Source organism: Fructobacillus sp. EFB-N1 (assembly GCF_001038455.1).
Lineage (GTDB): Bacteria > Bacillota > Bacilli > Lactobacillales > Lactobacillaceae > Fructobacillus > Fructobacillus cardui.
The window spans coordinates 12,935-27,223 of sequence record NZ_LDUY01000018.1 but is presented as its reverse complement, the minus strand read 5'-3'; the positions used below and the strand labels follow the sequence as shown (position 1 = coordinate 27,223).

11 protein-coding genes are annotated in these 14,289 nt (G+C 45.6%); 3 read left to right on the top strand and 8 right to left on the bottom strand.

Annotated elements, in window-relative coordinates; translation table 11 throughout:
* Positions 1 to 145: 145 nt before the first annotated feature.
* Both FEFB_RS05110 and thrC read right to left on the bottom strand, forming a co-directional pair.
* Positions 146 to 1,237: an aspartate-semialdehyde dehydrogenase gene (locus tag FEFB_RS05110; protein WP_047975161.1), complete on the bottom strand. Its 1,092-nt coding sequence runs from the start codon at positions 1,235 to 1,237 to the stop codon at positions 146 to 148.
* 51 nt (positions 1,238 to 1,288) lie between these two features.
* Entirely contained in the window at positions 1,289 to 2,752 is a 1,464-nt protein-coding gene (gene thrC, locus FEFB_RS05105) for a threonine synthase (protein WP_047975160.1), read from the bottom strand.
* A 130-nt stretch (positions 2,753 to 2,882) separates the two neighbouring features.
* On the opposite strand from thrC, the gene FEFB_RS05100 reads away from it, so the two are divergent.
* Genes FEFB_RS05100 through FEFB_RS05090 form a run of 3 tightly spaced genes read left to right on the top strand, consistent with a single transcriptional unit; the run spans position 2,883 to position 6,415 of the window.
* On the top strand, positions 2,883 to 4,133 hold the full coding sequence (locus FEFB_RS05100) for a homoserine dehydrogenase (RefSeq protein ID WP_053068955.1): 1,251 nt from the start codon (positions 2,883 to 2,885) through the stop codon (positions 4,131 to 4,133).
* Positions 4,127 to 5,008 (top strand): homoserine kinase, encoded by an 882-nt coding sequence (thrB, locus tag FEFB_RS05095; RefSeq protein WP_047975159.1) that lies wholly within the window; start codon positions 4,127 to 4,129, stop codon positions 5,006 to 5,008. Before FEFB_RS05100 ends, thrB begins: the two co-directional genes overlap by 7 nt.
* 57 nt (positions 5,009 to 5,065) lie before the next feature.
* Positions 5,066 to 6,415: an aspartate kinase gene (locus tag FEFB_RS05090; protein WP_047975158.1), complete on the top strand. Its 1,350-nt coding sequence runs from the start codon at positions 5,066 to 5,068 to the stop codon at positions 6,413 to 6,415.
* A 187-nt stretch (positions 6,416 to 6,602) separates the two neighbouring features.
* Here the strand turns inward: FEFB_RS05090 and FEFB_RS05085 are convergent, their stop codons facing one another.
* From FEFB_RS05085 to murE, 6 genes are all read right to left on the bottom strand, one after another.
* Complete coding sequence (locus FEFB_RS05085) at positions 6,603 to 6,959, bottom strand: YlbF family regulator (protein WP_047975157.1); 357 nt, start codon at positions 6,957 to 6,959, stop codon at positions 6,603 to 6,605.
* A 49-nt stretch (positions 6,960 to 7,008) separates the two neighbouring features.
* Complete coding sequence (locus FEFB_RS05080; protein WP_047975156.1) at positions 7,009 to 9,084, bottom strand: PBP1A family penicillin-binding protein; 2,076 nt, start codon at positions 9,082 to 9,084, stop codon at positions 7,009 to 7,011.
* A gap of 71 nt (positions 9,085 to 9,155) precedes the next feature.
* Entirely contained in the window at positions 9,156 to 10,847 is a 1,692-nt protein-coding gene (gene argS / locus FEFB_RS05075) for an arginine--tRNA ligase (protein ID WP_047975155.1), read from the bottom strand.
* A 238-nt stretch (positions 10,848 to 11,085) separates the two neighbouring features.
* Entirely contained in the window at positions 11,086 to 11,340 is a 255-nt protein-coding gene (locus FEFB_RS05070; protein ID WP_047975154.1) for a hypothetical protein, read from the bottom strand.
* A gap of 49 nt (positions 11,341 to 11,389) precedes the next feature.
* The gene (gene coaBC, locus FEFB_RS05065) at positions 11,390 to 12,622 is read right to left on the bottom strand and encodes a bifunctional phosphopantothenoylcysteine decarboxylase/phosphopantothenate--cysteine ligase CoaBC (RefSeq protein ID WP_047975153.1); all 1,233 of its coding nucleotides are present in this window, start codon (positions 12,620 to 12,622) and stop codon (positions 11,390 to 11,392) included.
* Positions 12,600 to 14,165, bottom strand: a complete 1,566-nt coding sequence (murE, locus tag FEFB_RS05060; RefSeq protein ID WP_047975152.1) for a UDP-N-acetylmuramyl-tripeptide synthetase — start codon at positions 14,163 to 14,165, stop codon at positions 12,600 to 12,602. The genes coaBC and murE overlap by 23 nt, the downstream gene beginning before the upstream one ends.
* Positions 14,166 to 14,289 lie beyond the last annotated feature (124 nt).

Below are 14,289 nucleotides of genomic sequence, written 5' to 3'. Positions count from 1 at the left end.
CGGCAACTGGCCAGCTAGGTCTAAATATTTACTTCAACTTTTGGGGTACAGGTCAACTACGTTTTTGTAGTAGGGCTTTTTTATTAGCGAAATAAGGGCACTAAAAAGCCACCAATTCGTTCGTTGGTGGCTTTTTCAAAATTATTTATGCAAAAGTTGAGTCAGCTGGTACGCGAACCAAGTCCATTTCAACCAGTGTTTGGGCAATTTCAACCGTGTTCCAGGCAGCACCCTTCAGCAAGTTGTCAGAAACAACCCATAAGTGGAAGGCACCAGGATTTTCCAAATCAGGGCGAATGCGGCCCACAAATGTTTCACGCTTACCTTCAGCCAAAAGAGGTTGTGGGTAAGTTTGTGTAGCTGGATCATCTTCAATAATCACATTATCAACGGCACCAATTGCCTGACGAATTTGATCAGTTGTCACGTTCTCGTCACCAGTATCGATATAAACGCTCTCACCGTGACCAATCATGACCGGCACACGGACGGCCGTACCAGTCACCTTAATAGCCTTAGCATTCTTGTCACCCAAGATAATCTTCTTCGTTTCGTGGATCATCTTGTATTCTTCGTGTGTGTAGCCTTCTTCTTCGAAGACATCAATCTGTGGCAACAAGTTAAAGGCTAATGGGAAATGCTTTTTATCACCATTCACCGGCAGGACATGGGCCAATTCTGCCATGTCGTCACCCAACAAACGAGCCTGAGCTTCAGCCAAAACTTCATCCATCGCTGCCTTTCCAGCACCAGAAGCCGCTTGATAAGTGGAAATAATCACCTGGTTCAAGCCAAATTCTCGGTAAACTGGGTCAAGCGCCATCACCAATTGCGTCGTTGAGCAATTAGGGTTGGCAATAATTCCCTGATGGTCCTTTAAAGCGGCGGCGTTAACCTCAGGCACAACCAATGGCACCTGATCATTCATTCGCCAATAAGAAGAATTATCGACCACAACAGCACCAGCCTTAACAGCAGCCGGAGCCAAAGCCTTTGAGGTAGATCCACCGGCTGAGGCCATAACAATATCAACACCTGCAAAGGAATCTTCCGTTGCTTCTTCGACCGTTAATTCTTGGTCCTTAAAGCTGATTTTTTGACCGGCTGAACGAGCAGAAGCTAAGGCTTTGACTTCACCAACCGGAATTGTTGATTGGGCCAACTGGTCCAAAATTCGACGTCCAACAGCACCCGTTGCACCGAGCACTGCTACATTATAGGCTGTCTTTGCTACCATAAAAAAATTCTCTCTTTCTTTTTAAATGACATAATAAACAACAGAAGAAAATTAGTCTGTCTTCAAGGCGCTTTCAATCTGCTTTTGAATATCAGCTGCCTGGATAAACGTCCGATGACGAATAGGTCGATGGAACAAATCCTTCACTTGGTCAGGAATTTGTGTTTTGGTTGCTGCTGCCAAAGCAGTCAAGCCGCCTTCGCCACCAACAACTTCTTCGCCAAGTGCCTCAAGAACCGTTTGCGGGAACTTATAGGGACTAGCAGTTGCGGCCAAAAGGGTTTGATGACCATCGTCGTTGTATTGATAAACGGCCACAGCCGTATGTGGATCAATCAAATAATCAGAAGAAAGGAACGTCTTTCGTATCGTTTCTTCTACCTGCTCTTGATTGGTCCAACCAGAAGAAAACTTCGCTAAACCAGATCTCGTTTTTTCTGCCAATTGATACTGGCCTTGACTTTGCAAGTCCGCCATATCTTTTTTGATCAAATCAGCATCCTGACCGCCAGCAAAGTACAACAGACGCTCTAAGTTTGACGACACCAAAATATCCATAGCCGGCGCATTCGTCACCTTAAAGTCGCGGTTCTTATTATATACCCCTGTTTGGAATAATTCTGTTAAAACATGATTTTCATTCGAAGCAACCGTAAAATCAGCCACCGGTAAGCCGATGTGGCTGGCATAGTAAGCTGCTAACATATTTCCAAAATTACCAGTTGGCACAAGTACATCAATTTCTTCACCAGGCTTAATTTGACCACTTTCAACTAATTGACCATAGCCGTAGAAATAATAGACGATTTGTGGGACCAAGCGACCAATATTAATCGAATTTGCCGAAGAGATTTGAATATTTTCTTTCTTTAAGAAGGCAGCAAAATCTGAATCACCCAAAAGGCGCTTAACCGCCTGCTGGGCATCATCAAAATTACCCTCTATCCCGTAAACATAGGTATTTTTTCCAGGCTCGGAGACCATCTGCTGACGCTGGATGTCCGAAACCCCGACTTGTGGGTACAAAACTGCAATTTTTGTTCCAGGTACGTCGGCAAAACCAGACATTGCGGCTGTTCCCGTATCACCTGAGGTTGCCGTTAAGATAGCAATTTCCTTATCCAGGCCTTCCTTCTTAGCCGCCGCAATCACTAAGTGAGGCAGGGCCTGAAGGGCAATATCTTTGAAGGCCAATGTCGGACCATGAAAAAGCTCCAAATAGTGCAAATTGTTCCCAGCATCTTTGACCGGCACAATTTTATCGGTATCCCATTGGCTACCATAAGCTGCCTGTACAACGGCTTGAATCTCTGCTTTTGTAAAATCAGGCAAAAAAGCAGCAAAAATTTCAGTCGCCAAATCCTGGTAGGATTGTTGACCGATGGTCTTTAAATCCAAGTTCAAAGTTGGCCACTGATTTGGCACGTACAAACCACCATCCGGTGCTAAGCCCTGGAGGATGGCCTGGGCGGCAGAAACAGCAGGGGCTTCTCCCCGGGTCGAGACATATTCCATGACGTACTCCTTCAATCTCATTGATTTCTAATGATATTATAACAAAAACATTCCTTTTTAGGCGGGAAAATGGTAAAGTTAATAGGAAATTATCCTTACTTGACAGTAAAAAACGATAGAAGGAGTCATCATGGAAGTTAAGATTGGCCTTTTTGGCTTAGGAACAGTTGGGATGGGCTTGTTAACCATCTTAGAGGAACAAAAAGAAAAAATCAGTGAAAATACTGGTTTAGACCTGACCGTAAAAACCGCGATGGTCTCTTCTTTAACCAAGGACCGCCCTGGTTTAAGCTCCACCATCCAACTGACCACCGACCCAAAGGACATCTTAGATGATCCAGAAATTGATTTGGTTGTCGAAGTTGCCGGTGGTACTGGCTCCGCTAAAAACTGGATTAAGTCCGCTTTGGCAAGTAAAAAACCAGTTATTACGGCTAATAAGGACCTGATTGCGACCGCTGGGGAAGAACTCCTTGACTTAGCAAACAAAGCGCAGGTGCCCCTCTTATATGAAGCAGCAGTTGCCGGTGGGATCCCAATTATCGGTACCCTACGCGAATATTTCCGTACCGATACCATCCGCTCATTAGCGGGGATTGTGAATGGTACCACCAACTACATGTTAACTCAAATGGCCGATAATGACCTATCCTACGAAACGGCCTTAAAGCAAGCACAAGACCTAGGCTTTGCCGAAGCGGACCCCACAAATGATGTCGCTGGCTACGATGCTGCTTACAAGGCCATTATCTTGGCCCGTCTGGTCTTTGGATTGGAGGCTGGATTAAAGGACATTCAAATTACCGGTATTCAAAAGATTACGGATGAGGACATCGCCGCCGTTAAAACACTTGGTGGCCAACTCAAGCTTCTTTTCCGCATCGATCAAATCAGTGCCGATTCAGTGGCCGTTATCGTTGCTCCCCAGGTTGTGCTACCACAATCACCTCTGTCACAGGTCCACAATGAGAATAATGCTATTGCAGTGAACAGTGATAACCTCGGTCAAACGCTTTTCTATGGCCCTGGGGCTGGTGCACGGCCAACGGCCCAAGCCGTTTTAGCCGATATTTTGGCTGCCGCAACGGCACCAAAGGACGCTAAGCAACCGTTGTCAGAAAGGGAAATGACATTAGCTGGCGAACGAGTTCAAGCCTATTGCTGGATTCTGAATACAACTGGTGCAAACAATGTTAGCCAAGACACCAAGGACGAACTCCGTTCATTGATTGTTCGTCAAGCCAGCCACGAAAATAACCGGCTCGGCTCTCAGCTCGTCCTTTATACCAAAGAAATGTCCAAAGATCAGCATGATGCCCTTCTTGACGCTTTAACAACTAATCGGACATTAGCAAAGGAGTTTGTGATTTATCCATGCTAACCATCACTGTACCATCAAGTTCTGCCAACCTTGGTCTTGGCTTTGATTGTCTTGGACTTGCATTAAACCTTAATTTAACCGTAACCGTTGGTCCAAACACTGATACTTGGCAAGTGGTTCACCCATTTGGCGCAGATATTCCAAACGATGAAACCAATCTCATTGTTCAAACTGCTCGACTCGTTGATCCAGATATTACACCCCACCAACTAATCGTTAAAAGTGACATTCCACTGGCTCGTGGTCTTGGATCTTCCTCATCAGCATTAGTAGCCGGTCTTTTCTTGGGACACTACTTAGACGATCAAACGATTGATCGTCACCAAATTCTACAAGAGGCAGCAGCCCTTGAGGGTCATCCGGACAATGTTGCGCCAACTATTTTAGGTGGCCTACAATTAACAGACGATGACCAAAATGGCGTACAAGCCACTACCCTTCCACTACCCAAAAATTTGGTCGCGGTTACCTTTATTCCGGACTACCCATTAAAAACCGCGGAAGCAAGGGCGGCTTTGCCTGCAAACTTACCACTCAAAACGGCCGTTCACCAAAGTCAACACCTTGCCAACTTGGTTGCCGCTTGCTACTTAGGTGACCAAAAGCGATTAATGGATTTAGTAGAAGAAGACCAACTGCATGAACCCTACCGGGCTAATTTAGCACCAGAATTCTTACAAATTCGTGCCTTAGCACACCGCCTTGGTCTAGCAGGAACATACCTGTCGGGAGCTGGACCGACAGTTATCTCAATAGTTGAACGAGGACACGCTGACCAGCTACTTGAAGCCATCAATGGCCTCAAGCTGAATGGCACAGCAACCATTTTAGCTGTCCAACACACCGGTGCCACCCTCACAGGTACATTGGATTAAAGACACTCAATCTGTTTTGATTTATGAAAGGAGTGCCGGTTTCTTACCGGCAGTATTATGAAAGTAACAAAATTCGGCGGTTCCTCTTTAGCAACTGGAGCCCAGTTTGAACGCGTCATCGATATTTTAAATCAGGATGAAGACCGTCAGGTCGTTGTGACCTCCGCCCCTGGTAAGGCAAAAGAATTTCCAATCAAGGTTACCGACCTCTTGATTCGCTATGCCAACGAAACTATCAACGATGAGGATGCTACTGAAACGCTCTTAGCGTTGAAGGAACGCTATCAGACCATTGCCGACCACTTTAACCTCGATCAAGAGGTTTTCCAAACGATTCCTGACCAAATTGACCAATTGGCAAATCATCATTATCGCTCCTACTCTTATTTGCGAGCTGCCTTTGCCGCCCATGGCGAGTATTTAAACGCGCAATTACTGGCCTTGATTCTGCAAGCTAAAGGTGAAAAGGCAGTTTTCGTCGACCCAAAACAGCTTCATATGGAAACCGATGCGACAACCGCAACCCTAAATGAAGAAACCACTTATCAAGACCTTGCCGCCTTTGAAATCAAAGATGATACCCGTTATATTTTCCCAGGTTTCTTTGGTTACAATGACCGTGGCGAGATGGTTACCTTTTCTCGTGGTGGTTCCGACATCACCGGTGCGATTTTAGCTCGTGGCTTAATGGCAGAAGTCTATGAAAACTTTACAGATGTCTCTGCTATCTACGCCGTCAACCCCCGGTTGGTCAGCCACCCAGCAGCTATTAAGAACATGTCTTATAGTGAAATGCGAGAATTATCCTACGCTGGCTTTGCCGTCTTCCACGATGAAGCCATTATCCCAGCTATTCAAGCTCAGGTACCAATTAACGTCAAAAATACCAATGATCCAACTGCTCCTGGTACTTGGATTGGTCCAGCCGAACAAAATAAGCCGGAACGCCGTGTAACAGGAATTGCCGCTTCAGACAACTTTTGTGCCCTTTACCTGCACCGATACCTGTTAAACAAGGAAATCGGCTTTACCATGCGCATTCTAAAAATTTTGGACCGCCATGGTGTTCCTTACGAACACATGCCTTCTGGAATTGATGATTTAACGATTATCTTCAACAAAAAGAGCCTCAATAAGGAACAAATCGAACAAATCCAAACAGATATTGAGCGTGAATTATCACCCGATACAATGGCTTGGCATGATGACTTTTCCATTATCATGGTTGTCGGTCAAGGAATGATTAACCGTGTTGGTGCCTTTACCGAAATCGTTACACCACTAAAGGACGCCGGTATTTCGTTGCAAATGGTGAACCAAGGTGCTTCTGAAATTTCAATTATGCTTGGTGTCGAATCTAAGGACGTTGATAACGCGGTCAAAGCCATTTATCACAACATCTTTTAAATCAAAATTAGTTTAGGCAAGACCATTGCACCACGATGGTCTTGCCTTTTTTGCCCTCGGTCAAGTTAGACGGTTAAGGTTTCCAAATCACACAAAAAGAAGCCAAAACCTTTGGTAAGTTTGGCTTCTAGTAGAAAAAGGCCGAACGGTTAAACCATTCAGCCTTTTTCTGATTTATTCGAACAAATTAAGCTTGTGGTACCTTGGCGTATGACTCAGACACAGGCTTTGTCACGATTTCGTTGATTTCACCCAACAACGTGTTCAAAATCTGTTCTGCGGCCATCAAGTCCTTAATCTTGTCGTTTTCTTGGACTTGCTTAGCGACAGCATCCCATTCCTTTTCTTGGTCAGGAGTAGGTTGTTGCTGTGCTTGCATCATTTGTTGCACAATCATTTGGATTGACTGGAATTGCTTAAACAAATCCTTCGCAGCATCATCGCCTTGAACTGCGTCAAAGGCAGTTTGCCATGACTTGTATTGATCAGTTTCGACCAAAACCTTAGCCATTTCGTTTGCGTTATCGTAAATGTTAACTGTCATTATTATCCCTTTCAAATACAAATCGGAGTAGTGAAATCACTAATAATCTCTACTTAAATGCTCCTGTAATAGTATCCCATACTTTAGCCGCACCAGCAACTGTGGTATTCACACCGTTACTGAAGTTATTTGCTGCGTTTGTGAACCAATTTGATGATGAAGATGATGAAGTATTAGTATTGCTAGTGTTCGTTTGACTAGCGTCTGAAACACTAAAGTTATCACCTGTCGTATTTGGTAAAATTTGACCCAATGAAGTCTTCACGAAGTAACCAATTGTCCCCATCAAGCCGATTGGTAGAGAACTTGTATTGTCACCTTCCAAACCTTCCCAAGAAACTTGAACGATATCCTTGGTGTAGGCCACAGCCCATGAATCCTTTGAGGAGTTCGCATTGTTTGAATCATTAGGATTCTCAGTAGTTCCAGTTTTACCGGCAATCTTATAACCAGATGGTGCTGCACCCGTTCCAGTTCCGCTGGTATAAGTACCAAGCATCATTTTTGTCATATTATCCGCAACTGATTTTGAAATCACTTGCTTTTGAGTTACCTTTGGCTGAGCAACAATCACCTTGCCAGAAGAATCAACAATTTTGGTAATATAGTGGGCTTGTGACATCGTTCCGCCGTTTGCAAAAGCCGTATAGGCGGACGCCATTTGAGATGGTGACACACCAGTCGTCAAGCCACCAAGGGCCAAAGCATAGTTTTTATCTGCATCAACCAGTGGCAAGCCAAACTTCTTACCAGAGTCCCAACCAACATTTACACCTAACTTATTCAGCAAATAAACAGCTGGAATATTGTAAGAATGCTCTAAGGCCACATACATTGGTACATCGGCCGTTTCGACATTCAGCGCATTATTTGGCGAATAATTATTCGTACCAAAGGTCATCTTCTTATTAGGTAACTTGGTATTAATACTGTAGCCCGCTTCCAATGCTGGCGCGTAAACAACCAAAGGCTTAATAATGGAGCCGGGTTGCAATTGTGACTGAGTGGCACGGTTAAAGCCACGGAAAGTATGTTGGGTTTCACGGCCACCAATAACGGCTCGAACACCACCCGTCTTAGCATCTAAGACAATCGAAGCCGCCTGTGCCTGTGACTGATTTCCAAAGAGATTACTCTTCTGGAAATCGTTTTGCATGTTTTCCTGGTCTTTTTGGTTCAGGGTTGTATAAATTTTATACCCCCGGTTCATGATGTCTTTTTCGTCCAAACCGTACTTATTGACGGCTTCATTAATCACGGCATCAAAGAACCATGGATAATGATACGACTCATCACCCGTATAGTTGTCATGCAGCACAATGTCAGTTGCCTGAGCAGCCTTTTCCTGGTCCTTAGTCAACTTCTTGTTTTCATACATTGTCTGCAAAACCAAATTTCTTCGAGCCTTCGATCGATCTGGATTATCGATTGGGTTAAAGCCCGATGGATTCGTCAGCATACCGGCCAAAGTAGCTGCCTGCTCGGTTGTCAAGTCCTTGGCATGAACACCGAAGTACTTCTCTGAAGCATCTTCAACCCCCCAAACACCATGACCAAACCATGCATTATTCAGGTACATCGTCAAAATCTGATTTTTCGAATAAACCTGTTCAACTTGCATAGACAAGAAAATTTCTTTGGCCTTTCGAGTAAAGGTTTGCTCTTGAGTCAAATAGGCATTTTTTACCAGTTGCTGGGTAATCGTTGACCCACCACCAGAGATGACATGTGAACCGGTCAAGCGATTACGAACAAACAAGTACGCTGCTCGACCAAGGCCAGAAACGGAGAACCCATGTTCCTTATAAAAGTTACGATCTTCAATCGACAAAACGGCATCGCGCATGTTCTGTGAAATCTGATCATATTTGACATAAGTACCCTTTTGCGAGTACAACGACCCAGCATAGTTATTCGAACTATCGTAGATATTCGTCGTTTGTGACAGTGATGATTCCAGCTTTTGGACGTGCATCGTCTTGGCCATCGTCACTAAGTAGACTGAGGTCACTAAGAACAGCGACATAAAAATCAGAATCAGAAGTCGACCAATTTGATAGCGGTTCCAAGTCGGGGCCGTTCGTTTCCAAAAGGTTGTATTTTTAAGTGAAAATTTTGCTTTCATCCGTTTTCCTTTAACCAACAGGGCTCATGCCTGCCGCATAACGCACAGGTGGTCACCGATAAAAAGAGTTTTTACATTTCCTTTGGTGCTTGCACACCAAGAATTGAAAGTGCAATTGTCAAAGTCGTGGATACGGCCTTAACCAAAGCGAGACGACCATTCAAGTTTTCATCTTCTGCCAAAATCTTAGAATTAGCATAGTACTTATTGAACGAGCGAGCTAGCGATAATGCATATTTAGCAATCACTGATGGTTCGCGGTGGTCAAAGGCCCGCACAACAGTATCAGGGAAGTTCACCAAAGTTGTCACAATGTCCCATGTTTGTGGATCATCAAGACTGATTTGCCTTTCGTCGACCGTAACGCCAGCTTTCCGAAGGATTGATTGAGCCCGTGCATTCGTATACTGCACGTATGGTCCGGTATCCCCTTCAAAGCGAACGACTTCACCAAGGTTAAAGTCAAAGTTGTTGGTCCGGTCATTCATCAAATCGTGGAAGACCACCGCTCCAGCACCGACTTCTTCGGCAACCTGGTCTTTATTGACCAAATCAGGATTTTTTTCGTTAATTTGTGAAAGAGCAAGCTCGTGGGCATCATCCAAAACATCCTTCAACAAGACAACGTCACCCTTACGAGTTGACATCTTCTTACCGTTAAAGGTAATCAAACCAAAGGAAATGTGTTCAACATCGTCCGCCCATGGTAATCCAAGCAAAGTCAAAACAGCCTTTAATTGCACAAAGTGTTCACGCTGTTCGCCACCAACGACATACAAAGACTTCGCAAAATCATAAGTTTCCTTACGGTAAATGGCCGCTGCCAAATCACGAGTCATGTACAAAGTAGCACCATCAGTTCGCTTAATCATCGCTGGAGTCAAATTTTCATTGATTGAGGACAAGTCAACGATTTGCGCCCCTTGGGATTCCTGCAAGAGGTTCTTTGCTTCCAACATATCAACGACCTTATCCATCTTGTCGTTGTAGAAAGCTTCCCCATTAAAGGAATCAAATTCGATGCCCAAGCGGTCATAAATTTCCGTAAATTCCTTCAATGATTCCTCACGGAACCAGGCCCACAAGCGCTTTGCCTCTGGGTCGCCATCTTCAAGCTTTTTAAACCAAGCACGACCCCCATCATCCAATGATGGGTCTTCCTTTGCCTTATCGTGGAATTCCACATAGTACTTCAAGAGAGTGGCAATTGGGTCGGCCTTAACTTCTTCTTCCGATCCCCATGTCTTATAAGCATAAATCAGCTTACCAAACTGGGTTCCCCAGTCACCAAGATGATTAATTTTAACTGGCTGGTACCCGTTTTCTTCAGCTAAGTTCGCCAAAGCATTGCCAATCACTGTTGAACGCAAGTGTCCCATTGACATTGGCTTAGCAATGTTTGGTGATGACATATCCAAAGCGATGTTTCGCCCCTGACCCCGGTTATTCTTTCCGTATTGGTCGCCAGCAGTCAAAACAGCGGTCAATGTCTCTTGTGTTATCGCCTTCTTATCCAAGAAAAAGTTGATGTAAGGGCCAGTTGCGACAACCTTTTCAAAGCCACTTTGGTCGATTTGTTCGACAAGGTCAGCCGCAATTTGCTGTGGGGCCTTCTTTAAGACCTTTGCCAAAGTAAAAGTTGGAAAGGCCAAGTCACCCATCTTAGTATCCTTGGGCGCTTCCACCTTGCTTGCGATTTCTTCAGCTGTCATGTCAGGTAGGACCGCCTGTAAGGCGGAAGTCACTGCTTGATTCGTTGCCATTGTATTATCCTTTTATTAAAAATTTCACTATCTTGCAAAAGAGGACCCGTCTCTTATTAACCAAAGAGACGAGCCCTGCCCGCGGTACCACTCTAATAGCCATATGGCCACTTTGTTATCAAATTCTGAGCAGAAAAAGCCGCGCGGGCCAGGGCCAGCCCTTAACTCACACTAACGTTAAGGTCACTGCAAAGCTGGGCACCTGCCTTCTATCTTTTTCAATTACAACCAGGATGTCTTATTCAGACTTTTCGTCCTGGGGTGCTGCCTTGATGACTTCCACATCGGCCATTCGAACAACAGCGCGGTGGTTCATTTCATTGACGGCTGGTTGGTCGGCTGGATCATTTTCGATGATTTCAACCAACAATGCATTTTCGTAAACCTTTTCAACCTTACCAGTAAAGGGGTTTTCAAGGTTCCCGTATGCTGGGGCGAGCAACCCATCCCCCACGTGATACTTGGATTCTTGCTTTTCGTCTTCCTTGCTCATCACAGCCTCCTGCTTACTTTCGTATAGGTCACTATTATACCATAAAGTTTTAAGATGTTAGTAAATCAGCTACCAGAGCGATAATGTCTTCGGCAACTTCTGTCTTCAATTTGGCCGCTACCTGGATTGGCTCCTGGTCAGCGGTGACCAACGTCACCTTGTTTGTGTCCTTATTGAAGCCAGCGTCTGCCTCCAAAACATTATTGGCCACAATCAAATCGGCATGCTTTTTGACTAATTTAGCCTGGGCATTTTCAACCAGGTTTTCGGTTTCGGCCGCAAAGCCAACGACGACCTGTCCCGGCTTTTTCGTCTCACCAACGGTTTTTAAGATGTCGGGATTTTGCACTAAATCTAAAATCATGTGCTCATCACCGTGCTTCTTAACCTTGTGATCAGATACTTCCGCAACCCGGAAATCAGATACCGCTGCCGCGCCGATGTAAACATCAGCTGTCGCCATTTCTTTTTGAACAGCTGCCAACATCTCTCTTGTGTCACCAACCAAAATAACCTGAATGGCTGGGCTTACCTGCCGTGAGGTTGCCGCCACCAATGTGACGGTTGCACCAGCTGCACGAGCAGCTTCGGCTAAAGCATAACCCATTTTACCAGAAGACTTATTGGTCAAATAGCGCACGGGATCGATTGGTTCTCGCGTTCCACCCGCAGTAATTACAACTTTTTTGCCAGCTAAGGGTTTCTCTTCGAAAACAGCATCTTGGAAGTCGTCAGAGTGTAAATCAGCAATGCTCGTCACAATTTCAGTCGGTTCCACCATTCTGCCCTTGGCCTCATAGCCTTCGGCCAAGAAACCACTGGCTGGCCCGATAAAGTCAAAGCCATCTTGCTTTAGCTGGCCAACATTCCGCTGCACCGCAAGATCGCCCCACATCACGTCATTCATCGCGGGTACAGCAATCTTGCGAGCTGTGCTAGCCATGACCGTTGCCGTTAACACGTTGTCGGCAAGCCCCAAAGCTAATTTAGCGAGGGTATTGGCCGTCAAAGGTGCCAGCACAATCAAGTCAGCCCACTTCGCTAAGTGAACGTGGTCAACAGCGTTGCTAGGTCCTTGCCAACTTGCATCAGTCAAAACAGGATGCCTCGAAAGCACCGCCAAAGTTTTGACTGGTAAAAATTCTTGAGCCGCATCCGTCATCACCACTTTGACATTGGCTCCAGCTTTAATCAACAGACGCGTTAATTCAGCTGCTTTATAGGCTGCGACACCGCCCGTTACAGCTAAGAGGACGTTTTTATCTTGGTAAAAAGCTGTCATGGCTAATCCTCCACGAATAATCCCTGCCTGCCAAAAGGGCCTGCTGGCATTCCTTCACAGCGGCATAGTCACCGATGTAAGGTGTATCGACTCCGTCAACTTTTTGATAAGGATCCTCACCCTTACCGGCAACGACAACCAAATCATTTTCGCCAGCCAAATTAATCGCCTGGTGGATAGCGGTAATCCGGTCCATCTCAAAATGAACTTGGACATGGTCGTTGGTGATGCCGTCAGCAATTGTCTTGGCAATCGTCAATGGGCTTTCGTACTGGGGGTCGTCAGCCGTCAAGAAGACTTGGTCAGCCTTTTGTGACAAGACCTTGGCAAAATCAGCTCGGCGGGAAACACCCTTATTTCCTGGTGCACCCAGAACAACAATGACTTGTCCATCTGGGGACTGCGCCTTGGCAAAGGCCAAAAGCGATAGTAAGGAAACGTAGTTGTGAGCGTAATCGACAAAGGCGACCCCGTGACCAGGCAACTTTAATGAAAGCATCCGGCCTGGAATCGTGACCTCATCCAGCCCCTTCACCATTGACTGATGGTCAGCTCCGGCTAGCCCGACCATCATCAGTGATGCCACGGCGTTTTCCTCGTTGAAGTCACCGGGAAGGTTCAAGCGGTAGCCACCACTAATCACGTGTAAATCAGGCACCGCCACACCAGTTGTCACCGTAAAGTGTGACTCGTGCAAAGCGGACTCTTGACTCGTAAAGGTCACTAATGGTTGCTGACCATTAACAGGTGCCGTTCCGGCGCGACCATAAGTCAACACGCGGTCATGCTGACTAGCAGCGCGGTCAAAGATTGCTTGGTAGTGGTCCATTCCCGCATTTAAAATCACGTGGTCGGAATTATCCAACAGCATTTCCTTATGTGCCAAATAATCGGCAAATGTTGGATGCTCATTTGGTCCGATATGATCCGGTGAAATATTCAAAAAGGCCCCAACGTTAAAGCGCAAACTATAAACACGGTTACGCAAGTATGCCTGTGAGGAAACTTCCATCACCAAGTGGGTCATCCCATTGTCGACCGCACGGCGCATGTCTTTAAAGAGTTCAAAAGATTCGGGCGTGGTCAAATCTGATTTTTTCTTATCCGCTGGATTTGGGCCAACAATCCGATCGACCGTTGAAAACAATGCCGTCTTCCCCGCAGTTGCTTCTTTCAGCATCGTATAGGCAAAGTAAGCAGCCGTTGTCTTCCCCTTGGTTCCCGTAAAGGCACCAATCCAAAGCTGGTCTTGCGGGTAATCAAAGTAGGCCATCGCCAACACTGATAAAGCCTTTTGACTATCAGTCACCAACCACTGGGGTAAATCAGTACCCAAATCATGGTCAGTTACCAAGGCCGTCACACCATCGACCCCGGCAAGGTATTCCGCCTTAAAGGCCCCTTTGACAACAAAGAGCGTCTGGTCCTGGACCTGACGGGTGTCATAATGAAGGTGGTCAAAGACCAAATCATCAGTTGGTTCACTGACGAGTAGGTCGTGTTTTTGTAAAATTTTTGTCACATCTTGTCTAGTTAATCGCATAGACTCATTATAGCATAGGCCGACAAAAAGCGAACCTTTAAAAAGACTGAAACCAAGCCTTTTTTAGCAAAAAAAGGCCGAGAAAACTCGGCCTTATGTGCAGCCATTTTTTAGTTACATGCTC